The sequence below is a fragment of the Mesorhizobium sp. M0991 genome (assembly GCF_040318915.1).
In the GTDB taxonomy this organism is placed as follows: domain Bacteria; phylum Pseudomonadota; class Alphaproteobacteria; order Rhizobiales; family Rhizobiaceae; genus Mesorhizobium.
Window position 1 is genome coordinate 150,423 of sequence record NZ_JAMYNE010000010.1, and the last position, 22,791, is coordinate 173,213.

The 22,791-nt window shown below is 63.5% G+C and carries 21 protein-coding genes and 1 tRNA gene; 8 read left to right on the forward strand and 14 right to left on the reverse strand.

The window, feature by feature from the left end; all coding sequences use genetic code 11:
- Positions 1-206: 206 nt before the first annotated feature.
- Positions 207-280: transfer RNA gene (locus NKH70_RS16845), tRNA-Gly, on the reverse strand.
- A gap of 92 nt (positions 281-372) precedes the next feature.
- Between NKH70_RS16845 and NKH70_RS16850 the strand changes: the two genes are divergently transcribed.
- On the forward strand, positions 373-675 hold the full coding sequence (locus NKH70_RS16850) for a DUF6460 domain-containing protein (protein WP_198030500.1): 303 nt from the start codon (positions 373-375) through the stop codon (positions 673-675).
- Between the two features lie 4 nt (positions 676-679).
- On the opposite strand, the gene NKH70_RS16855 is transcribed toward NKH70_RS16850, so the two are convergent.
- Positions 680-1,582: a histone deacetylase family protein gene (locus tag NKH70_RS16855; protein WP_353025668.1), complete on the reverse strand. Its 903-nt coding sequence runs from the start codon at positions 1,580-1,582 to the stop codon at positions 680-682.
- Positions 1,583-1,632: 50 nt separating this feature from the next.
- Here NKH70_RS16855 and NKH70_RS16860 point away from each other — a divergent pair, with 50 nt between their 5' ends.
- Positions 1,633-3,057 (forward strand): MATE family efflux transporter, encoded by a 1,425-nt coding sequence (locus tag NKH70_RS16860; protein WP_353025737.1) that lies wholly within the window; start codon positions 1,633-1,635, stop codon positions 3,055-3,057.
- Positions 3,058-3,060: 3 nt separating this feature from the next.
- Here the strand turns inward: NKH70_RS16860 and NKH70_RS16865 are convergent, their stop codons facing one another.
- Positions 3,061-4,137 carry a quinone-dependent dihydroorotate dehydrogenase gene (locus tag NKH70_RS16865; protein WP_352715658.1) on the reverse strand — a complete coding sequence of 359 codons (1,077 nt, stop codon included), beginning with the start codon at positions 4,135-4,137 and terminating at the stop codon, positions 3,061-3,063.
- Positions 4,134-4,484, reverse strand: a complete 351-nt coding sequence (locus NKH70_RS16870; RefSeq protein WP_352715656.1) for a DUF952 domain-containing protein — start codon at positions 4,482-4,484, stop codon at positions 4,134-4,136. Before NKH70_RS16870 ends, NKH70_RS16865 begins: the two co-directional genes overlap by 4 nt.
- A 125-nt stretch (positions 4,485-4,609) precedes the next feature.
- Here NKH70_RS16870 and NKH70_RS16875 point away from each other — a divergent pair, with 125 nt between their 5' ends.
- Positions 4,610-5,041: a hypothetical protein gene (locus NKH70_RS16875; protein ID WP_352715654.1), complete on the forward strand. Its 432-nt coding sequence runs from the start codon at positions 4,610-4,612 to the stop codon at positions 5,039-5,041.
- 128 nt (positions 5,042-5,169) lie between these two features.
- On the forward strand, positions 5,170-5,823 hold the full coding sequence (locus NKH70_RS16880) for a response regulator (protein ID WP_254816346.1): 654 nt from the start codon (positions 5,170-5,172) through the stop codon (positions 5,821-5,823).
- Positions 5,824-5,826: 3 nt separating this feature from the next.
- Here the strand turns inward: NKH70_RS16880 and NKH70_RS16885 are convergent, their stop codons facing one another.
- Entirely contained in the window at positions 5,827-9,315 is a 3,489-nt protein-coding gene (locus tag NKH70_RS16885) for a hybrid sensor histidine kinase/response regulator (protein ID WP_353025671.1), read from the reverse strand.
- 235 nt (positions 9,316-9,550) lie between these two features.
- On the opposite strand from NKH70_RS16885, the gene mscL reads away from it, so the two are divergent.
- Positions 9,551-9,973 (forward strand): large conductance mechanosensitive channel protein MscL, encoded by a 423-nt coding sequence (gene mscL / locus NKH70_RS16890; RefSeq protein ID WP_352715847.1) that lies wholly within the window; start codon positions 9,551-9,553, stop codon positions 9,971-9,973.
- Positions 9,974-10,085: 112 nt separating this feature from the next.
- Positions 10,086-11,252 carry a pyridoxal phosphate-dependent aminotransferase gene (locus NKH70_RS16895; RefSeq protein ID WP_353025673.1) on the forward strand — a complete coding sequence of 389 codons (1,167 nt, stop codon included), beginning with the start codon at positions 10,086-10,088 and terminating at the stop codon, positions 11,250-11,252.
- A 91-nt stretch (positions 11,253-11,343) separates the two neighbouring features.
- Here NKH70_RS16895 and hemA read toward each other — a convergent pair whose 3' ends face one another.
- A complete protein-coding gene (hemA, locus tag NKH70_RS16900) occupies positions 11,344-12,621 on the reverse strand; it encodes a 5-aminolevulinate synthase (RefSeq protein WP_352715646.1) in 1,278 nt (425 codons plus the stop codon).
- Between the two features lie 265 nt (positions 12,622-12,886).
- Between hemA and galE the strand changes: the two genes are divergently transcribed.
- Positions 12,887-13,882: a UDP-glucose 4-epimerase GalE gene (galE, locus tag NKH70_RS16905; protein ID WP_353025675.1), complete on the forward strand. Its 996-nt coding sequence runs from the start codon at positions 12,887-12,889 to the stop codon at positions 13,880-13,882.
- A gap of 43 nt (positions 13,883-13,925) precedes the next feature.
- A complete protein-coding gene (locus tag NKH70_RS16910; RefSeq protein WP_353025677.1) occupies positions 13,926-15,176 on the forward strand; it encodes a D-amino acid dehydrogenase in 1,251 nt (416 codons plus the stop codon).
- Here the strand turns inward: NKH70_RS16910 and NKH70_RS16915 are convergent, their stop codons facing one another.
- From NKH70_RS16915 to NKH70_RS16950, 8 genes are all read right to left on the reverse strand, one after another.
- Positions 15,177-15,380 carry a hypothetical protein gene (locus tag NKH70_RS16915; protein WP_353025679.1) on the reverse strand — a complete coding sequence of 68 codons (204 nt, stop codon included), beginning with the start codon at positions 15,378-15,380 and terminating at the stop codon, positions 15,177-15,179. It abuts the gene before it with no gap.
- Positions 15,381-15,488: 108 nt separating this feature from the next.
- On the reverse strand, positions 15,489-16,859 hold the full coding sequence (locus NKH70_RS16920; protein WP_353025681.1) for an FGGY-family carbohydrate kinase: 1,371 nt from the start codon (positions 16,857-16,859) through the stop codon (positions 15,489-15,491).
- Entirely contained in the window at positions 16,856-17,173 is a 318-nt protein-coding gene (gene rhaM, locus NKH70_RS16925; RefSeq protein WP_352715637.1) for an L-rhamnose mutarotase, read from the reverse strand. The genes NKH70_RS16920 and rhaM overlap by 4 nt, the downstream gene beginning before the upstream one ends.
- On the reverse strand, positions 17,173-18,174 hold the full coding sequence (locus NKH70_RS16930) for an ABC transporter permease (RefSeq protein WP_353025683.1): 1,002 nt from the start codon (positions 18,172-18,174) through the stop codon (positions 17,173-17,175). Before NKH70_RS16930 ends, rhaM begins: the two co-directional genes overlap by 1 nt.
- Positions 18,171-19,148, reverse strand: coding sequence for an ABC transporter permease (locus tag NKH70_RS16935; RefSeq protein ID WP_352977907.1), 978 nt, complete (start codon positions 19,146-19,148; stop codon positions 18,171-18,173). Before NKH70_RS16935 ends, NKH70_RS16930 begins: the two co-directional genes overlap by 4 nt.
- Positions 19,145-20,686: a sugar ABC transporter ATP-binding protein gene (locus NKH70_RS16940; RefSeq protein ID WP_353025685.1), complete on the reverse strand. Its 1,542-nt coding sequence runs from the start codon at positions 20,684-20,686 to the stop codon at positions 19,145-19,147. Before NKH70_RS16940 ends, NKH70_RS16935 begins: the two co-directional genes overlap by 4 nt.
- 83 nt (positions 20,687-20,769) lie before the next feature.
- Entirely contained in the window at positions 20,770-21,765 is a 996-nt protein-coding gene (gene rhaS / locus NKH70_RS16945) for a rhamnose ABC transporter substrate-binding protein (RefSeq protein WP_292660985.1), read from the reverse strand.
- 54 nt (positions 21,766-21,819) lie between these two features.
- The gene (locus NKH70_RS16950; RefSeq protein ID WP_353025688.1) at positions 21,820-22,629 is read right to left on the reverse strand and encodes a DeoR/GlpR family DNA-binding transcription regulator; all 810 of its coding nucleotides are present in this window, start codon (positions 22,627-22,629) and stop codon (positions 21,820-21,822) included.
- Positions 22,630-22,791 lie beyond the last annotated feature (162 nt).

Genomic DNA, 22,791 nt, shown 5'->3' on the forward strand with positions numbered 1-22,791 from the left:
CCCGCCAGCAGAAGCCAGCGGGCCAAGGGTAGACTTTCCGGTTGGGGTCATTCGAGGCCCCGCCGACCCTCAATGTGAGATATTCCACGAACTGGCACATCGGCCAAACAGATGAAAGACGGCCAGCCGGGCTATAAAAAAATTGCCTGTGAATTTCGCTGGTTTTCAGCCTGGCCAAAACAAGTTTAATGCAGTGGGGCAGAAGCTGGAGCGGGTAGCGGGAATCGAACCCGCGCGTTCAGCTTGGGAAGCTGACAAGCTACCATTACATCATACCCGCGCTGTTCCTCCGATATCATGGCCCGGCGCCGATGCGCAATCCGATTTGAGGCGCCGCCTTGATGCAGCGCGGTCGACTGCGTATTTCTGGGCATGTGCCCGAATCGCGGCACCCGACTGTGGAGACAGGCCTTGTCCGCACTGAACCGCTTTCTCGGCGATACGCCGCTCCGGGTGATCTTGAAGCTGCTTGTGGTGTCGTTCCTCGTCGGCCTGGTCATGAACGCTTTCGGCTGGTCGCCGATGGACGTGCTTTATGGCATCCGCAAATTCTTTATCGACCTGTGGAATTTGGGCTTCCACGCCATCGACCGCTTCCTCGGCTACATCCTGCTCGGTGCTGCGATCGTCGTGCCGGCGTTCATCCTGCTCAGGATCGCTAACTACCGGAAGTGAATTTTCAGTCGTAGGCAGCGGCCACCTCGAACAGGATGGCATGGCGTGCGGCAAGTGCTGCGACATCCGTTGAATAGCCGCCGCCGATGACGCCGCACACCGGTATGCCAAGCGTAAGGAAATGGCGGATCACCATATCGTCGCGGGCGCGCAGCCCGTCATCCGTGAGCGACAACCTGCCGAGCCGGTCCTCGGCATGGACATCGACCCCGGCATTGTAGAAGACGAGGTCCCAGCGCCTTCGCGCCGACAGCTCCGGCAGGGTGGCGTCCAGCCGCTCCAGATAGGCTGCATCGCCGGCGCCGTCGGGCAGGGCGACATCGAGATCGGAGGCGATCTTGCGCGCGGGGTAGTTGCGGTCGCCATGCATGGAGAAGGTAAACACGCGCGGCTCGTCGTTCAGGATATCCGCCGTGCCGTCGCCCTGATGCACGTCGAGATCGACCACCAGGATGTTTTGGACAGCAGCTTCGGCAAGCAGCACCAGCGCAGCCACGGCCACATCGTTAAAGGTGCAGAAGCCGGCGCCTTGCGCGCGCCGCGCATGATGGGTACCGCCGGCGGTGTTGCAGGCGATTCCGTTCAGCAAAGCCAGCCGCGCCGCCAGCACCGTGCCGGCCGTTGCGAGCTGCGCCCTCAGCGAAACCCGCGGTCCAACGGGAAAGCCGATCTCGCGCTCGATCCCCACCGGCACTTCGCAGGCAAGCACCTGATCGACATAGTCGGCCGCGTGGGCAAGCTTCAGCCATGATGGCCGCGCCGCCGCTGGCATGTTGAGCGCTTCGGGCCGCGCCAGGCCGCGTGCCCGCAAGGCGTCCATCAGCAGCGGATATTTGCTCATCGGGAAGCGGTGGTTGACGGCGAAGCCGGCGTCGTAATCGGGATGATGAACGATCTGCAAGGGCATGGGACGGCCGGTGCGCCAGAGGCGGGTTTCGGTTGACCATAGCGGGGTGGATGGTTGCGCGAGGTCCGCAAACTGGGGCACATCGGCTAGCCGATCAAGCGGCAACAGGAAGCAACACGCGTTTGGAGCAGGCTTTACCCACCGAAGCCCACGCCCCCGAAGCCAGGGCCTTCGTCGTCACCAACCGCTCGGTGCTCGCCATCGCCGTGCCGATGACGCTTGCCTATCTGACGACGCCGTTGCTCGGAATTGTCGACACGGCGGTGGTCGGACAGTTCGGCGACGCCGCCCTTCTCGGCGGCCTGGCGGCCGGCGCCCTGATCTTCGATGTCGTCTTCACCACCTTCAACTTCCTGCGCTCCGGCACCACCGGCTTGGTCGCCCAGGCCTTCGGGCGCGGCGATGCGCTGGAGGAGCAGGCGGTGTTCTGGCGCGCCGTGCTGATCGCGGTCGTCGCCGGCATTGTGCTTGCCGCACTTGCGCCGCTGGTCTCCACCGCCGGGCAATGGTTCATCGGCGCCGAGCCGCGCGTCAGCGCGGCGATGGACGTGTATATCCACATCAGGATGCTCGCAGCACCGTTCTCGCTGATCAATTACGCCATCCTCGGTTACGTGCTGGGGCGCGGCGAAGGCGGGCTCGGGCTGATGCTGCAATTGATACTGAACGGCATCAACATCGCCCTCTGCTTCCTGCTTGGCCTGGAGCTCGGCTGGGGCGTTGCCGGCGTTGCCTGGGCAACGGTCACCGGCGAATTCGTCGCCATGCTGCTTGGTCTCGCCATTGTCGGCCGGCGCTTTTGGGCGGCGCCCAGGTTGCCGCGCCACCACGTCCTCGATCTGCCGGCATTCCTGCGCATGATGTCGCTCAATGGCGATATCATGATCCGCTCCTTTTCGCTGCTCGCCGCCTTCGCGCTGTTCACGCGCCAAGGGGCGCAATTCGGCACGCTGACCCTGGCCGCCAACGCCGTGCTGATGAACCTCTTCCTGATTGCCGGCTATTTCCTCGATGGTTTCGCCACCGCCGCTGAACAGCTCGCCGGGCGCGCCATCGGTGCTCGTGCCGCCACGGCGTTCGACCGGGCGGTGCGGCTGACGCTGCTTTGGGGGCTCGGGCTGGCGGGCACGGCGACGCTCTTCCTCCTGCTGGAGGGCACCGATCTCGTCGCCCTGATCACGACCTCGACGGACGTCCGCGCCATTGCCGACATCTACTTGCCCTGGGCGGCGTTCACCGCGCTCAGCGGCGCGCTGGCTTTCGAGATGGACGGGGTTTTCATCGGCGCGACGTGGTCGCGCGACATGCGCAACATGATGCTGGTGTCGTTCCTGGCGTTCAGCGCCGCGCTGCTGATCCTGTCGCCGGCCTTCGGCAATCACGGCCTATGGGCGGCGTTGCATGTGTTCCTGCTTGTACGCGGCTTCAGCCTGCTCGCCATATTGCGGCTGCGGATGCGCACGGCCTTTGGCTGATCGCTAAAGCGGTTTCGCTGCCCAGTGATCGAGGCGGCTGTCGCGAAGCTCGCGCAGCGACTTCAGCCCATGACTGTCCATGAAACGGGCCATGCCGGAAAGAATGCGTCCCGGCAGCGCAGGCCCGGCATAGATCATGCCGGTATAGAGCTGCACGAGATCGGCGCCGGCACGAATCTTTTCCAGCGCCGTCTCGGCGGAATCCACGCCGCCGACGCCGATGATGGCGCGATCCGGCCCAAGCAGTTTTCGCATCTTAGCCAGCACGATCGTCGAGCGTTCGAACAAGGGTTTCCCCGAAAGCCCGCCGGCCTCGCCGGCAAGGCCGGCGCTGCTCAGGCCGGCTCGCGCGATCGTGGTGTTGGAGACGATGACGCCGTGTATTTGCTTCTCAGTGACCTCGGCGGCGATATCCTCCAGCTCGGCCTCGACCAGATCCGGCGCGATCTTGAGGAAGACGGGCGGTCTTGCCGGTGCCGCCGCACGCGCGGCCATGACCCGCGACAGGAGCTCGCCAAGCTGTTCGCGCGCCTGCATGTTGCGCAGGCCCGGCGTGTTCGGCGAGGAGATATTGATTGTCAGATAGCTGGCATATCGCGCGAACCGGATCACGCCGCTCTCAAAGTCACTGACGCGGTCGGCGCTGTCCTTGTTGGCCCCTATGTTGATTCCGACGATGCCGGCGCGGCCCTTACGGGTGGCAAGGCGCTTTTCCGCGGCGGCGTGGCCCTCATTGTTGAAGCCCAGCCGGTTGATCACTGCCCCGTCCGAAGGCAGCCGGAAGATGCGCGGCTTCGGATTGCCCGTCTGCGGCAGCGGTGTGATCGTGCCGACCTCGGCGAAGCCGAAAGCGAGGCCGAGCAGCGCGTCCGGCACTTCGGCATTCTTGTCGTAACCCGCGGCCATGCCGAGCGGGTTCGGGAAATCGAGCCCGCAAAGGCTGACCTTTAGCCTGTTGTCCTGCGGCGGACGACCGGCGACCGGCAGCCCGCATCTCAGCGCGGCGATCGACAGCCCATGCGCGGTTTCCGGATCGAGCGTGAACAGCAGTTTCTGGCCGATCCGGTCGAACGCGCTCATTCGGCCTCCAGCGCCGGGAATTCATGCCGGCCGTCGGCGCCGAGCGGCAATGCCTGCACCGAAACGACCGCATCGAGGCCGAGCGCGCCGTAGAGATGCGGGAACAAGGCGCCGCCGCGCGAGACCTCATATTTCAGCGCATCGCCGAGACGCGCCCCGTCGACGGCGACCAGCAGCAACCCGCTCCGGTCGGCGAAATGTCTGGCCGCCGTTTCCCGAACCTGCCCGGCGGTGGAAAAATGGATGAAGCCGTCGGTGACGTCGATCGGCGCGCCGGTGAAGCGGCCTTCTCTTTCGGCCTCGCGCCAAAGCGCCTCGGGAACTATCTTGTAGATGATCTCGGACATGGTTGCGCTATAGTCCGAACAGATCATGCGGGGAAGGGGCAAGCGGGTTTCGGAGGCTCCGAACTCTTCCCCATTTCAGGCGCAAACATGTGATACATTGAGCCAACTGGCTCATGGAGGAAAACATGCGTCTGAAACACGTCTTGATCCCCGCAGCACTGGTGTCGCTTGTCGCGGCGTCGGCCTTTTCCGAGGAAGCCGATCGCTACCGGTTGGAAAAATCGGCCAATGGCTATGTCCGCATGGATACGCAAACCGGCGCCATGTCGCTCTGCGAGGAGCGCTCCGGTCAGCTCGTCTGCAAGACGGCGGCCGACGAACGTGCCGCCTTCCAGGATCAGGTCGACCGGCTGCAAAATTCGGTGAAGGCGCTCGACGAACGCGTCGCCAAGCTCGAAAATTCGCTTGCCGCGCGTTTCGAATCGACTTTGCCCAGCGAGGAGGATTTCAACAAGACGATGGGCTATATGGAGCGCTTCCTGCGCAGCTTCATGGATATCGTCAAGGACATGGACAAGGACGAAGACGGCGCCAAGCCCAATTCGCAAAAGACCTAGGCAATTCGCAAAAAGACCTGGGGCGGGAATAGCAAGCCGGCCACGCCGAACAGCAGGCGAAGCGTTATAATCGTTCAGATCCTGCAAGGCGGAAAATCGCCAATGGGAGTCGGGGAGGGATATCACTGTTGGGCTACACATTCGTCATTGCCGACGATCACCCGCTTTTTCGCGGTGCATTGAGGGAGGCACTCGCGGGCATCGGGGATGTTGCCGCCATTCACGAGGCCGGCGATTTCGAAAGCGCCAAGGCGCTGGTCCTGGCCAATGAGGATGTCGATCTGGTGCTGCTCGATCTCTCGATGCCGGGGGCAAGCGGTCTTTCCGGCCTGATTTCGTTGCGCGGCATCCATCCGGCGGTGCCGATGATGGTGGTCTCGGCGCATGACGATCCGGTGACGATCCGGCGCGCGCTCGATCTCGGCGCCTCCGGCTTCATCTCCAAATCGGCCAGCATGGAGGAGATCCGCAATGCGGTGCAGTCGGTGCTCGCAGGTGATATCGCGGCACCCGCCGGGGTCGATCTCGGCGTCGAGCGCGATCCCGAGATTTCCGACCTGATCAAGCGGCTGCAGGCGCTGACCCCACAGCAGACGCGCGTGCTCGGCATGCTGGCCGAGGGACTGCTCAACAAGCAGATCGCCTATGAGCTCGGGGTCTCTGAAGCGACGATCAAAGCGCATGTCTCGGCCATCCTGCAGAAGCTCGGCGTCGACAGCCGCACCCAGGCGGTGATCCTTTTGTCCAAAATCGGCAGCGACCCGTTGCAGACGGCCGGCTGATTCCTATTCGGCCGCCGGCGCCAGCGGCCTGACCCTGGCCATCATCGAGCGCAGCATCGCCGGTTTCAGTGGTTTGCTGATCACCGGCACGTCGAGCCTGCCGGCGGCGGCGCGAACCTCGCTGGAGCGGTCGGCAGTGACCAGCACGGCCGGCAGGTCCTCGCCATGGATCGCACGCAACTCGGCGATCAATTCGAGGCCGGTCTTGTCGTCGAGATGATAGTCGGCAAGCACGATGTCCGGCCGATGCATACCGGACCTGTCGAGATCCTCCGCGCCGGAAAGCGTGTCGACGCTGCAGCCCCAGCCCTCGAGCAACAGCCGCATGCCGTCGAGGATGCGGCCGTCATTGTCGATGCAGAGCACATGCAGCCCGGCAAGCGAGGCCGCGGCACGGGCAGGCGGCTTCGCCTCGGCCTCGCGCCGCGGTGCCTGCACGGCCACCACCGGCAGCAACACGGAAAAGCGCGTGCCCTTGCCGGGATTGGAGAATATCCGGATTTCGAGGCGCAGGACGCGGGCGATGCGGTCGACGATGGAGAGCCCCAAGCCGAGGCCTTCCGCCTCGCGCATGCCCTCGTCGAGCCGGGTGAATTCGCGAAACACGGTGTTGAGCTTGTCGCCGGCAATGCCGATGCCAGTGTCGATAACCTGGATCTCGGCCAGTTCGCCGCGCCGCCGCACGCCGACCAGGATACGGCCACGGCGCGTATACTTGATGGCGTTTGAGACCAGGTTCTGGATCAGCCGGCGCAGCAGATTTCGATCCGTCATGACGCTGAGCGACGACGGCATGATCGAGAGTTCGAGTTTCTTTTCGGCGGCAAGCGGCCGGAAGTCGTTGCCGATCTGGCGCAGCAGCCCGTCGAGGCCGAAGCTCGTATCGTCCGGCTTCATCGCGCCGGCATCGAGGCGCGAAATGTCGAGCACCGCGCCGAGGATGGTCTCGACCGATTCCAGCGACGATTCGATGTTCATCGCCGCCTTGCCGGCAGGTCCCTTGCCGGTCTTCTCGATCAGCGACGAGCAATAGAGGCGGGCGGCGTTCAGCGGCTGCAGGATGTCGTGGCCGGCGGCGGCGAGGAAGCGGGTCTTGCCGAGATTGGCCTCCTCGGCCAGCATCTGCGCCTGCGCCAGCTCCTCGTTGACGCGGGTGAGCTCGGCGGTGCGGTTCTTCACTCGCTGTTCCAGTGATTCGTTGGCGCGCTTCAGCGCCAGATCCTGCTCGACGCGTCCGGAAATGTCGGCATAGGTGGCGACGATGCCGCCGTCCGGCATCGGATTGGAGCGCAATTCGAGAATGCGTCCGCTGGTCTTCAACTCCATCTGCCAGGGGCTGACGAAGCTGGTCAGGCGGTTGAGCATGGTAACGCGCTGGTCTGCCGGTATATCACCGCGCTCGGCAAGGTGGCGCAGGATACGATCGAGCGAGACGCCGACCTGGCCCATCTCGTCGGGCAGGTCGAACAGCGCCCGGTACTGGCGGTTCCAGCAGATCAACCGGAAATCGCGGTCGAAGACAGTGATGCCCTGCTCCATCTGATCGAGTGCGATCTGCAGCAGGTCGCGATTGTGCTGCAGCGCCTCGGTGGCGTCGTCGAGCAGGCGGAAGGCGTCCTTGGATTCGCGGTCGTTGCGGCGCAGCAGCAGCGACAGGATCAGCCGCGCCGAAGAGGAGCCGACGGCACTGGCCAGAAGCTGCTCGGAGAAGCGGATAACATCCATGCTGGCCTGTTCGTTGCCGTGCAGTGAAGTGCCGCTGCTCTTCTCGAACGACTGGAAGGAGCGCTCGGTGCGTTCGACACCGAGATAGCGCGCAATCGTGTCCTTCAGGTCGTTGACGGTGATGGTGGTGCGGAAGCGGCGCAGGCTCGGCAGCGGCCCCGCCTCGCGCGGCACGAAGATCGATGCCTGGATGCGCTCCAGCGGCACCGACGCGCGCGACAGTGAGCCGAACACAAAAAACAGCGTGTTGATAGACAGGCTCCACAGCACGCCATGGTTCAGCGGCTCGGCGACGGTGCCGAACAGGGATTGCGGCCGCAACGCATCGAAGCCGAACAGCCCGTGGACGAGGATGCCGGTATCGGCCGCGGCGAGCGATGGAAGCAGCAGCGTGTAGCTCCAGACGACGATGCCGGCGACCATGCCGAGTGCCGCCCCCCTTCCGTTGGCGCCGCGCCAGACCAGGCCGCCGATCATTGCCGGCGCGAACTGCGCGATCGCCGCGAACGACATCAGGCCGATCGAGGACAGCCGCGCGCTGTTGGTGCTCTCGCGGTAGTAGAGGAAGGCGATGAACAGCATGATGAAGATCGCCGCCCGTCGCACATTCAAGATGAGCGTCGACCAGTCCTCGTTCTCGGATGTCGTAGTCCGCAGCAATCGCCTCACGAACAGCGGAATGACCAAGTCGTTGGAGATCATGATCGACAGCGCGACGCTTTCGACGATCACCATCGCGGTCGCCGCCGACAGGCCGCCGATGAAGGCCGCCATCGCCAGCACGTCGTGGCCGCTGAACAGCGGCAGCGACAGCACGTAGAGGTCGCTGCTGGTCCTGGTGCCGACCAGTTCCAGGCCGGCCAGCGCGATCGGCAGCACGAACAGGTTGATCGCCACAAGATAGAGCGGAAACACCCATGTCGCGGTGCGCAGCTCGGCCTCGCTGCGGTTCTCGACGATGGTGACGTAGAACTGGCGCGGCAGCATGAGAATGGCAAAGCCGCTCAGGCATGTCAGCACAAGCCAGGTGGCGAGTGAGGTGTTGTAGCCCATCGCCTGGCGCACCTGCGTGTTTTCGGCGAGCCGGTCGAACATATCGCCCGGCCCGCCGAAGATCAGAAACATGACCATCAGGCCGATCGCCAGGAAGGCGGCCAGCTTGACCACGGTCTCGACCGCCACCGCCAGCACCAGTCCGTCCTGGTGCTCGGTGGCATCCGCATGGCGCGTGCCGAACAGCACCGCAAACAGCGCCAGCAGCATGGCCACGACCAGCGAGATGTCGCTGACGAACGGATCGAACGACGGGGGCGAGCCGGTATAGTGCTCGACCATCAGGCTGACCGAGCCGGAGATCGCCTTCAATTGCAGCGCGATATAGGGCACGGCGCCGATGGTCGCGATCAGCGTGGCGATCGCCGCGACAGCGAAGCTCTTGCCGTAGCGGGCACCGAGAAAGTCGGCGATCGAGGTGATCTTCTCGGTCTTGGCCAGCCTGACGATGCGCTGCAGCAGCGGAAAGCCGAACACGAACACCAGGACCGGTCCGATATAGATGCCGAGGAACTCGAGACCGCGCTCGGAGGACAGCCCGACCGAGCCGAAGAAGGTCCAGGAGGTGCAGTAAATGGCGAGGCTGAGCGCATAGATGAACGGCCGGGCGCGGCCGGGCCCGGATGAAGTCGAGCGGCGGTCGCCCAGGCTGGCGATGACGAACAGCAACGTCACATAGGCGATCGCGATGATGACGATGAACCAGCCCTGCACGCCTCGAACTTCCTCCCTGCGCCGGCTTTTTCATCCGGCCTTGCAGACGCAATCACAGCTTGGCGATCGAGTCCATCGCGGCTTTCGGCGTATCATATCGATTGCGTCGGGCAATCGTGACCGGCTGAAACCAGCTTTTGTTCCTGTTGCAACCGCAGGTTTTTGCTATTCTGCCTGCCGGTCGATGCCGGAGGAGCGGACGGCAGAACGGCCGGTCAGGACAAGGAGGAGTCGAATGCTGAAAGAGTTTCAGGAATTCATTTCCAGGGGCAATGTGGTGGACCTGGCCGTCGCCGTCATCATTGGCGCTGCCTTCGGCAAGATCGTCACCTCGCTGGTCGACGACATCATCATGCCTATTGTAGGTGCGATCTTCGGAGGACTGGACTTCAACAACTACTTCATACCCCTGTCTTCTGCGGTGAATGCAACCTCGCTGGCTGATGCAAAGAAACAGGGTGCGGTCTTCGCCTATGGCAGCTTCATCACCGTGGCGCTGAATTTCCTTATCCTCGCCCTCATCATCTTCCTGATGGTCAAGGCGGTGAACAATCTGCGCCAGCGTCTGGAGCGCGAGAAACCGGCCGCCCCGGCCGCTCCGCCGCCAGCCGACGTCGCGCTGCTCACCGAAATTCGCGATCTCCTCGCCAGAAAATAGCGCCTGCGAGAACCTTTCTGGACCAAAACCCCGGTCGCTTGCGGCCGGGGTTTTCTGTTTTCGTCCGCCCTGAAACACGCTAGCAGTCGAGCAAACGAAAACGGATCCATCCATGACCCTGATCGATACTCTGCGCGCCGAAGCGCGGGCGGCGCCTGAAAGCGGCATTGTCGCCGTCATGAACCGTGGCCGCGGCCGCGACGGCATGATCCCGCTCTGGGCCGGCGAGGGCGACCTGCCGACGCCTGCCTTCATCACCGATGCCGCCGCCAAGGCACTCGCCGGCGGCGAGACCTTCTACACCTGGCAGCGGGGCATTCCTGAACTCAGGCAGGCGCTCGCCCGCTACTACACCAGGCATTTCGGCAAGACTTTCGCCAACGAAGAATTTATCGTCACCGGCTCCGGCATGCACGCTATCCAGTTGGCCATCGATGCGGTGGCCGGCAAGGGCGACGAACTCGTCTACCTGTCGCCGGCATGGCCGAACTTCGCCGCCGCCGCCGGGGTGGCCGGCGCCGTGCCCGTCGCGGTCACGCTCGACCAGTCGGGCAATGGCTGGTCCTGCGATGTCGACAAGATCGCAGCGGCGATCACGTCGCGAACCAAGGCGCTGTTCGTCAACACGCCGTCCAACCCGACCGGCTGGACCGCCGACAAGGAAACGCTGCAGGCGATCCTCGATCTCGCCCGCGAGAGGGGCCTGTGGATCATCGCCGACGAGATCTACGCGCTGTTTCATTACGGCCATGGCCGCGCGCCGTCCTTCATCGACATCATGGCTGATGAGGACCGCATCCTGTTCGTCAATTCCTTTTCCAAGAACTGGGCGATGACCGGCTGGCGCATCGGCTGGATCAAGATCCATCCCGCCTTGCAGCAGGTGTTCGAGAACCTGGTCCAGTATTCGACCTCCGGCGTTGCGCAGTTCATGCAGCGCGGCGCCGTCGTCGCGCTCGACGAGGGCGATGCCTTCATCGTCGAACAGGTAGAGCGGGCGAGGGCGGCGCGCGACTTGGTCTGCGGCATTCTCGCCGAAACCGGCAGGGCCCGGTTCACCGTACCGCAGGGCGCATTCTATCTGTTCTTCGCCGTCGACGGCATCACCGATTCCCGCGCTGCCGCCTTCGACATGGTCGACCGCGCCAATGTCGGCCTGGCTCCCGGCACCGCCTTCGGCCCCGGCGGTGAAGCCTTCCTCAGGCTGTGCTTCCACCGCCGTCTCGACCAGCTCGAGGAAGCCGCGCACCGGCTGGCGAAATTGATGAAGAGTGTGTGAGGTGTGTTGAGGTTCGCGCCAGGCATCGCAGCACTGAAAAATGAGGCGGCACCGATAGGCGGCTACCGCAATGATGCCCGTGGCGGCGGAGTTACCCGCCCGACTTTGGCACCAGCAACGGAATGACGCGGTCGCTCTTGGCGACCGACGGTCGGCCCGCCGAACCGTAGGAAATCCCCAACGCGTCCCATGTCTCGACCAGCGCGTCCTGCAGAGAGGCGATCAGCGCGTCCGAATGGAACGGTGTCGGCGTGATGCGCAGCCGCTCGGTGCCGCGCGGCACTGTCGGGTAGTTGATCGGCTGGATGTAGATGCCGTGCACACCGAGCAGGCGGTCGCTGGCCATCTTGCAGAGCTCGGGATCGCCGACCAGAAGCGGCACGATGTGGGTAGGCGACTCCATCACCGGCAGGCCGGCCGCGGCCAGCACTTGCTTGGTCCGTGTTGCCTGACGCAGCTGCGCATCGCGCTCGGCCTGCGAGCGCTTGAGATGGCGGATCGAGGTGGTTGCCGCGGCAGCGATCGCCGGCGGCAACGCCGTGGTGAAGATGAAGCCCGGCGCATAGGAGCGCACCGCGTCGATCACCGCAGTGTTGCCGGCGATGTAGCCGCCAAGCGTGCCGAACGCCTTGGCCAGTGTGCCCTCGATGATGTCGATGCGGTCGGCCAGCCCTTCGCGCTCGGTGATGCCGCCGCCGCGCGGCCCGTACATGCCGACGGCGTGGACCTCGTCGATGTAGGTCATGGCGTTGTAGCGCTCGGCGAGATCGACGATCTGCTTGATCGGCGCGATGTCGCCGTCCATCGAATAAACGCTCTCGAAGACGATCAGCTTGGCGCGCTCGCGGCCGGCCGTCTGCAGCAGGCTTTCGAGATGCGCGACGTCGTTATGGCGGAAAATCTTCTTCTCGGCGCCCGAGCGCCGCACGCCTTCGATCATCGAAGCGTGGTTGAGCTCGTCCGAGATGATCAGGCAATTGGGAAGCAGCTTTGCAATGGTCGAGATCGACGCCTCGTTGGAAACGAAGCCGGAGGTGAAAACCAGTGCGGCTTCCTTGTCGTGCAGGTCGGCCAGCTCCAGTTCGAGCTCGACCAGCGGGTTGCTGGTGCCGGAAATGTTGCGGGTGCCGCCAGCCCCCGACCCCATCTTGCCTGCCGCCTTCTGGAACGCGGCAATGACGTCCGGATGCTGGCCCATGCCGAGATAGTCGTTGGAGCACCAGACGGTAATTTCCTCGGCGCGGCCATTGGCGCGCCAGATGGCGCGCGGGAATTTCCCTACGATACGCTCAAGGTCGGCGAAGACGCGGTAGCGACGCTCTGCATGGAGCTGGTCGATCGCTTCCTCGAAAAACCGCTGATAGTTCATGTCGCCTTCCCAGTTTTGCGCGGGATCATAGTCATTGGCCCATTCGTCGTCCACCTGGCCTTTTTGGTCAAAATGCCACGCCCCGAGCCTGTTCCTAACGACCACGGAACGTGGCCTATTCCCTTGATGTGGATCAATCTTGTTTCAGGACAATGCCACGCGCCGATGAGACCGGTTACCGCAGGTTCTAATGGCTTGGCGGCAGGTTTTCCAGTAAGGCGACGATTGAGACAGTGCCGATAAATCATGAATAGCGAGGATGCGGATGACGGTTTTGGTGACAGGCGGTGCCGGCTATATCGGTAGCCATATGGTCTGGGAATTGCTGGACACGGGTGACAGCGTCGTCGTCCTCGACCGGCTTTCGACCGGCTTTGAATGGGCGGTGGCTCCGGAAGCAAAGCTCGTCGTCGGCGACGTCGCCGACAGGGAACTGGTCGCCTCGATCATTCGCGACAATAAGGTCGACGCGATCATCCATTTCGCCGGCTCGATCGTGGTCCCCGAATCGGTCGCCGACCCGCTTGCCTATTACGAGAACAACACCTGCAAGACACGCACCTTGATCGAGACCGCGGTGCGCGAAGGCGTGCCCAATTTCATCTTTTCCTCGACCGCCGCCGTCTATGGCGGCGCGGGCCTGGAGCCGGTGCGCGAGGATGCCCAGCTTGCGCCGGAATCGCCGTACGGCCTGTCCAAGCTGATGAGCGAATGGATGCTGCGCGACGCGGCAATTGCCCATGGGTTGCGCTATACGGCGCTGCGCTATTTCAACGTCGCCGGCGCCGACCCGAAGGGCCGCACCGGCCAGTCGACGCCCGGTGCCACGCATTTGATCAAGGTCGCTTGCGAGACGGCGCTCGGCAAGCGCCCCTTCATGCAGGTGTTCGGCACCGACTATCCGACGCCGGACGGCACCTGCATGCGCGACTATATCCATGTCAGCGACCTGGCGGCGGCGCATCGGCTGGCGCTGCAGCGGCTGCGTGCCGGCGGATCGAGCCTGGTCGCCAATTGCGGCTACAGCCACGGCTATTCGGTGCTCGAGGTCATCGACAGCGTACGCCGCGTCTTCGGCCATGATTTCGAGGTACGGATGGGCGATCGCCGCGCCGGCGACGCCGCCGCGGTGGTCGCCAATTCGGAGCTGGCGCGCGGCGAACTCGGCTGGGTTCCGCAGCGCGACAACCTCGACCAGATCGTTGCCGATGCGCTTGCCTGGGAGCGCATCCTGACCAGCAAGAATTCGGCTCTGGGGTGATATGGCCTCTCCGCAAGGACTCGTTCAGCGCGCTGGGGGCGGAATGAAAATCCTGGTGCTTGGAGCCGGCGTCGTCGGCACGGCGGCGGCCTATTGTCTGGCCAGCGACGGCCATGAGGTGACGGTGATCGAGCGCCATCCGGCGGCGGCGCGCGGCACCAGCCGGTCGAATGCTGGCCTGGTGTCTCCTGGCGATGCCACCGCCTGGGCCTCGCCCGCCGCACTTAAAACGTTCCTGCGCGGCCTCTACAACCACGATCTCGGCATCAAGGTGCGGCTGCGCTTCGATCCGTATTTTTTCGCCTGGAGCCTGCGCTTCCTGCGCCAGTGCACGCATAAGCGCATGCGCGCCAACACCGACGTCAAGCTGCGTCTGGCGCTCTATTCGCGCGACTGCATCAACGCCGTCTCCGCCGAAACCGGCATCCATTATGACGAGCGCAAGAAGGGGATTCTGTATTTCTTCCGCTCGCAGCAGAGCTTTGATACCGGCACCGACAATTACCGCTATCTCGGCGAACACGGCCTGCCGATCGAGATCGTCGGCCGCGATCGGCTGGTCGAGCTCGAGCCAGGCCTCGCCGGCGCCAAGGACAAGATTGCCGGCGGCGTCTATTCGCTGATCGACCAGACCGGCGACTCCAGCCAATTCACGCAGGGCCTCGCTACCTATGCCGCCGAGAAACTCGGCGTCCAGTTTCTCTACGGCACCACTGTCGAAGGCCTCGACATCGACGGCGGCCGCGTGCGCGCGGTGATGACCTCGGCCGGCCCCGTGGCCGGCGATGCGGTGGTCATCTCGATGGGGCCGGAGAGCGGTCTGCTCGGCCGCCGCTACGGCATCGACCTGCCCGTCTATCCCGTGAAGGGCTATACCGTGACCGTTCCGCTAGAAGATGAAAGCAAGGGGCCGATCATGGGCGGCGCCGACGAGGACCGGCTGATCGGCTATTCCAGGCTGGGAAATCGGCTGCGGATGTCCTCGACGGCGGAGTTCACCGGTTTCGACCGCACGTTCAAGCCGCGCGATTTCAACTCGATCCTGAACACCGGCAAGGACCTGTTCCCCGGCACCTTCGACGAGAGCAAGGCCGAGCTCTGGGCTGGACTTCGCCCGATGATGCCGAACTCCGTGCCGGTCATCGGCCGGGCGCGGTACGACAATCTCTACCTCGACACCGGCCACGGCCATCTCGGCTGGACCATGGCCTGCGGCTCGGGAAAGTTCCTCGCCGACGTGGTTGCCGGCCGCAAGCCGGAGATCGATCCGCAAGGATTGCTTTACGGGAATTGATCAATCGTCATGTCGATCCAGTATCCACTCGCCCACGACCCATTCCGCGAGCCAGCCGGGTTCAAGTTCGACAACCTGCGCTAGGTTGTCTTGCCTGGCAGCAAGATGTCCGAAGCCGACAACTTGGAAATCAGAACAGTTAGCGGGATGATCATACTCCCCGCATGTTAGCTGCCACTCGCCGTCGAAATGGCGAATGGCCAATTTTATCGATCTCTCCGCCCGAAGGACGTGCCCACATACGATAGTTCTTGTGTCCGGCTTTGAAGCTGCCATGGCGGATTGCCCGTCGATTGTCGTCCTCGCCCACTCTCAATCGCACGGATCGATCATGGTGCGCCATGCCCGAACATAATCGAGCCACGCCGGATCGGCCGGCGGGTCAGTCCGCTCGCCATGGTTCTTTGCCGCAGCGCCATCCGACGCCAGCAAGGCGGCGCCGATGCTGGTGCCTGTCGCGGCCTCGGAGGCAATGACGGCGCGCGCCGTCGCCGCAGCCAGCATGCGGGTGAACTGCCGGTTGCGGGCGAAGGGTCCTTCGACGATGGTTGACCCCTCGCCGCCGATCAGGTCGAGGCAGGTCGCGGTCATCAGCGCCAGGTAGAACGAGATGGCGACAAAGCGCTGGCCGGCGCTCATACCGTCCGCGTTAACCCATGATGCGGTATGATGTGGAAACGGCCCCGAACCCTGTTGGGTCGAGGGCAACAGGGACGTCTTCCGCGCCAGCACCGTGGCAACATCGTCGTCCGTCCAGTTCTCCGATTGGCCCTCGGTCAGCACGGAAAACTCGCGGCCGCCCATGAAGCGCGCCGAGGGCACGGGATCGCCGAGCGCGTTGACATTGACCAACGTGTCGCGTGCAGGATCGAGCGTGACCTTGCTGCCACCTACCGCCATCGACACCACCCAGGTGCCGGTCGAGACGACGGAGAAGGGCGGCTTGTCGGACAGGAGATGCGGCAGCAGCGAGGCGTTGGAATCGTGCAGGCCGCAAAACACCGGCGTTTGCGGGTCGAGGCCGGTTTGCCGCGCGAGAGCGGGCAGGATCGGGCCCAAGCGGTCCTTGGCCTGCCGCACCGGCGCCATTAGCCGGCGCCATTGCAGCCGGTCGACCAGTGAGGAAAAATCCGCTTTCCACGGGTTCCACAGATCGGTGTGGCAGCCGAGCGAAGTCACCTCGCTGGCGGCGACGCCGGTCAGGCGCAAGGCCCAGTATTGCGGATACATCAGCATCGCGGCGGTTCTGGCGAAATCCGCCGGAAAGCGCTTCTGCTGCCAAAACAGCTGCGCGCCGAGATTGAGGCCGGCCGGCAGGCGTGGCGTGCCGGTCTCGAAGAATGCCGGACGGATCGTGTCATAGTCCCCGGCAAGGGCATCCGGCCCGTCGAATTCGTAGTCGAGCACCGGCAGCGCCAGCTCGCCTGATGCGTCGACCAGCACGCCCGTTGCGCCATGGGTGGTGATCGATATCGCATCGATGCGCTGCTCGCGATCGATCTCGGCCAGGCTGCCGAGGATAAACGCCCATAACCGCTCGACGTCATGGTGCGGGTACTGGCCTTGCCGAACCGGCTCGTTCGCCACCGTGCGCAGGGCCACTTCGCTCGATGTGGCGAGATCGACCAGCGCCACCTTGGCGTTGGTCTTGCCGATATCGATAACGGCGACGTAGCGGGTCATTCCATATGGAACATTGTTTCCAGCGGCACCGCCACCGGCTCGTTGTTCGGCTTGGTTTCCATGATGTCGGCCATCTCGGCCCACCAGCGCTGCATCACCGGATGCTTCGGCAATTCGTCCATACCGTGGTCATCGCGTCGCCACAGCACGCCGAACAGTATGTTGGTCTCCTCGTCGAGATGGATCGAGTAATCGGAGATACCAGCCTGTTTTAGCAACGCGACGAGTGACGGCCAGATGTCGTCGTGGCGCCTCTTGTACTCGGCCTTCATGCCGGGATTGAGCTTCATCTTGAACGCGTATTTCTCCGGCATCAGGCAAAGCGCTCCCGCCGCACGCGCCGCCACAGGATCGGCAGCGCGATGACGATGATCAGCAGCAGGCCGATGAAGATCGACATGACGATCCCGGGCACATTGAGCAGGCCGAGGCCGAAGGTCACCAGTCCCATGATAAAGGCCGCCAGCACCACGCCCAAAATGCTGCCGGCGCCGCCCAGGATGCTGACGCCGCCGAGCACCACCATGGTAATGACTTCGAGCTCGTAGCCCTGCGCGATAGACGGCCGGGTCGAGCCGAGCCGCGATGTGATCAGCACCGAGGCGATGCCCGCCATCAGTCCGGTCAGGCAAAACAGGATGAATTTGATGCGGCCTACGCGTACGCCGGAAAACCGCGCCGCGACCGGGTTGTTGCCGATGGCAAAGACCCGGCGGCCGAAGCTCGTGCGGTGCAGAAGGAACCAGTAGATAACTGCCGCGATCAGGAACAGCGTCAGTTCGAACGACACGACCCACCAAACATAGCCCTGGCCGAAGAAGGCGAAACTCGCGGGGTAGCCCTTATAGGCACGGTCGCCCAGGATGATGAAGGCAATGCCGCGAAACAGGCTCATCGTGCCGATTGTGACGACGATCGACGGCAAGCCGAGCCTGGTGACGAGCAGGCCGTTGAATGCGCCGCAGCCGAGCCCGACGACGAGGCCGATTGCCACCAGCACCGGAGTGCCGGCGCCGGCCTGCACCGCCATGCCCATCATCGTTGACGCCAGCGCAATGATGGCGGCGACCGACAGGTCGATTTCGCCGGAGATGATCAGCAGCGCCATGGCCAGCGCGATCAGCGCCTTTTCCGTGAAGTTGAAAGTCAGGTCCGACAGCGACCACGCGTCGAGGAAATAGGGCGAGGCAAAGCTGTTCACGGCAAAGATAGCGATGGCCACCGCGATTAGCAGCGCCTCCCATGAGAAAATCGCCGCAGTGAAAGGCTTGTCGAGCCGATCGGGAATGTGGCGTGTGGCAGGGGTGTCGGTCATGCCGCTTCCGCCTTCTTGAGAATGATGCGGCCTTGCCGGCGTTCGCCGCGTGCGTTGAGCACTACGGCCAGGATGATGGCGCTGCCTGAAATCGCCATTTGCCAGAAGGGCGAGATGTTGATGACCGGCAGCGCGTTGGAGATGATGCCAAGGAACAGCGCACCGAGCACCGCGCCGCCGACCGAGCCGATGCCGCCGGCAATCGAAATGCCGCCGATGACGCAGGCGGCGATGATGTTGAGCTCATAGCCATTGGCGACCTCGACCGAGGCGATGACGTAGCGCGAAATCCAGAGATAACCGCAGAGGCCGCCGATCATCCCCGAAATGCAGAAGACGATGAACTTGGTCCGGCCGACATCGATGCCGGCATAGACCGATGCGGTCGGGTTGACGCCGATGGCATAGATCGAGCGGCCGAGCGCGCTGCGCGTCATCACGAGGAAAAACAATGCAATGACCAGCAGGGCGATCCACGACAGCACCGGAATACCGAGGAACGCCGCGCGCTGCAGGCCGATGAAATCAGCGCTCATCTGGTCGGCATTGACCCAGGCGCCGCCTGATATGACAAAGGTGGCGCCGCGGTAGATGGTGAGCGTGCCGAGCGTAACCACGATCGAGGGAATGTTCAGCCGCCATACCAGCAGGCCGTTGATAGCGCCGAGCACCAGGCCGACCAGAAGTGCGATGACGATCAGCAGCGGGATCGGGATTGCCGGATGCGCGGCGTTCAGCATCGCCACCACCATGCCGGTGAAGCAGAGATTGGAAGCCATCGACAGGTCGATCGAGCGGGTCAGGATGACGACCATCTGGCCGAGCGCCAGGATCATCAGGATCGACGTGTCGTTGAACACCTGGCGCAGATTGGCCGGATCGGCAAAACCTGGAAAACGCGTTGAGATCAGCCCGATCAGCACGACGATTGCCGCCAGCAGCCAGACCTCGCGATATCTGAGAAAAGCCTTCATGCCGCGATCCCCGCTGCCGTCTTGACCAAGGTTTCGGCGTCGAGCCCCATATTGTCGTAGACCGCGGCAATGCGGCCCTCGCGCATGACGACGACGCGGTCGGACATGCCGAGGATTTCCGGCAATTCGGACGACACCATGATCACCGACAGACCTTGCGCGACGAGCTCGGCCATGAAGCCGTGCACGGCCGCCTTCGAGCCGATGTCGATGCCCTTGGTCGGCTCGTCCAAGATGATCACCTTGGGCGCGGTCGCCAGCCATTTGGCGATGACGATCTTCTGCTGGTTGCCGCCCGACAGCGTGCCGACGTCCTGGCTGAGCGAGGAGGCGCGCAGGTCGAGCCGCTCGGTGTAGGCGCGGGCCAGGGCAAACTCCTCCGCCAGCCGCAACATGCCGGACTTGGAGGTACGCTTGAGCGAGGGCAGCGAGACATTCTGGAAGATCGGCAGGCCGATCACCACACCTTGCTTGCCGCGCTCCTCCGGCACGTAGACGATGCCGGCATTGATCGAATCGGCCGCCGATCTCGGCGCGATCGCCTTGCCTTCCAGCGTGATTGTGCCTCCGCTGGTGCGGGTGATGCCTGATATCGCCTGCATCACCTCGCTGCGCCCGGCGCCGACAAGGCCGTAGAAGCCGAGGATTTCGCCCCTGTGCAGCTCGAAGCCTATGTCGTCGAACTCGGTCGGATGCGACAGGCCGGAGACAGTGAGCACCGGCGCGCCGATCTCGGCCTTGCGCTGCGGAAAGATATGATCGACGGCGCGGCCGACCATCATGCGCACGATCTGGCTCTGGCCGGCATCCCTAATCAGGCCTTCGCCGACCATCTCGCCGTCGCGGAACACCGTATAGCGGTCGGCGATGCGGTAGATCTCGTCGAACTTGTGGCTGATGAACAGGATCGCCTTGCCTTCGCTCTTCAGGAATTCGATCAGCAAGAAGAGCTCTTCGATCTCCTTCAGCGATAGCGCTGCGGTCGGCTCGTCCATAATGACGATTTGGGCATCAATCGACATGGCGCGGGCGACGGCGACGAGATGCTTGTTGGCGATGCCGAGGTCCTTCAGCCGCGCATCGGCGTCGATGTGCCCGGCACGCATCGTGTCCAGCACCTCGCGGGCGTTCTTGCGCATGGTGCGCCAGTCGATGGTTTTGAAACGCGTGCGCGGCGCATGGCCGAGGAAGATGTTTTCGGCCACCGTCAGGTCGTCGAACAGCACGGTTTCCTGGTGGATGGCGGTGATGCCATGCCCGAACGCGGCGTGGGCGCTGGGCAGTGTGACCGGCTGGCCGTCGATGCTGATCGTGCCAGCATCAGGCTGGTAGATGCCGGTCATGATCTTGACCAGCGTCGACTTGCCGGCGCCGTTTTCGCCGATCAGCGCGGTTACCTGGCCGGGATAGAGCGACAGGCCGACATCGTGCAGCGCGCGCACGCCGGGAAAGCTTTTCGAGATGCCGGACAGCGTTAGGCGCGGTCCGGGTGACAAAGGCGCTTCATTCGCCACTTCGTGTTGGGCTGTCGTGTCCATAATCGTATCAAGCCCTGAAACAAGGTTCGTTTGAAAGCGCGGCGGGACCTGAGCCCCGCCGCACCAGTTCGAAGGCTCCAGGATCAATAGATCTTGGAGAACTTTTCGATGTTCGACTTGTCGAACTGGAAGGGCGGAGCCATCGCGGCCGAGTTGGTGTCATCGAGCGTGACTTTGCCGACACGGCCGATCGACAGCGTCGCGCCGGGCTTCGCCTCTTCCTTCTTCACCGCCAGGTCATGGGCGAGGTAGACGGCGGAGTAGCCGAGATCGATCGGGTTCCACAGCGCAACCGCTTGGCTGGCGCCATTGTCGATGAACTTCTTGAACTCCGACGGCAGCGCCAGGCCGGTGACGTTGACCTTGCCGATCAGGCCTTCATCGGTCACCACCTGCGCGGCGGCAACGACGCCGACCGTGGTCGGTGCGATGATCGCCTTGAGGTTCGGATAGGACTTCAAAAGACCCTTGGCCTCGTCCGTGCTCTTGGCCGAGTCGTCGTCGCCATAGACGGTGGCGACGAGCTTGATCTTGGGGAACTTCTCCGGCAGCACCTTCTTGGCCGCGTCGATCCAGGCATTCTGGTTGGTCGCGGTCGAAGAAGCCGACAGGATGGCAACATCGCCGCCTTCCGGCAGGTAGTCGGCGGCAAGCTTGATGATGGTCTCGCCGATCAGGTTGGTGTCGGAGGGGTTGAGGTGAAGCTGGCGTCCTTCCGGCGCGACGCCTGAATCCCACGAGATGACGGTAATGCCGCGCTCCATTGCCTTCTTCAGCACCGGCACCAGCGCGTCGGCGTCGTTCGCCGAAATGGCGATGGCGTTGACCTTCTGTGCGATCAGCGAATTGACCACTTCGATCTGCGCTTCGGCGGTCGCCTTGGTCGGGCCGGTGTAGATGATGTCGACATCGCCGAGCTCCTTGGCCGCCTCTTCGGCGCCCTTGTTGGCGGCGTCGAAGAAGCCGTTGCCGAGCGACTTCACCACCAGCGCGATCTTGACGTTTTCGGCGTAGGCGGCATTCACGAACATGGCGGCGGAGAACGCCGCCGTAACCATCAATTTCTTCAGAAAGCTCATCGAATATCCTCCCTTGAGCGTTGCATTCCATCGCCGCTGCGGGCGTGAGGTTTCTCAGGCCTGCAGCGAAGATTCTTGCTTATTGCCCAGCGTTGTGCGGGCGACGATCAGCGTCACGCCGGCGGTCTCCAGCATCTTGGCCTCGCGATCCTCGATGCCGTCGTCGGTGATCACCGTGGCGATGCGCGACAGGCCGCACAGGATCAGGCTGGAGCGCTTGCGGAACTTCGAGGAATCGACCAGCACCACCAACTCGTCCGCCTGGTCGATCAGCTTCTGCTCGGCCTGGATCAGCAGCGGGTCGCCTTCCATAAGACCCAGCGGCCCCAGCCCCTGAGCGCCCATGAACATGCGGCGCGCGTAGAAATTGCGCGTCACGTCATTGTCGAACGGCGACAGGATGATGTTCTGCTCGCGGTAGATGGTGCCGCCCGACAGCATCACCGTGTTCTTGGAGTGCCTGAGCAAGTGCTCGGCGATCGGGAAGGAATTGGTGAAGATCGGCATGCGGCGGCCGGTCAGGAAATGTACCATCTGGAAGGTGGTGGTGCCGCCATTGATGATAATCGGCTCGCCGTCCTTGCAGAGTTCCACGGCTTCCCGCGCGATTGCCCGCTTCTGCGAAGCGTTGATGGTCTCGTTGACGGAAAAGGGCCGGCCGGCAAGGCCGATGAATTGCGGCGGCGAGAGCGCCTCGGCGCCGCCGCGCACCCGGCGCAGGCGCTTTTGCACGTGCAATGCCGCGATGTCGCGCCGGATTGTCGCCTCGGACGACTCCGTCAGGTCGACCATCTCCTGCACCGTCACCACAGGCTTTTCCTGGACGGCGGACAGAATGATCCTGTGGCGCTCTTTCTCGTGCATGGTTCCTCCCTGCCTGAGCATCTAGGCACCCAAAGCGCGCAGTGTCAATCATTTCCGATCAGATAATTTCATTGTGCAGCGCAATATGATTGATGTTGATCGTTTGTGATTGACAAGACGGCCGCTTGCGTAGAAATTCGCACAAAAGGGACCCGCGCCGTT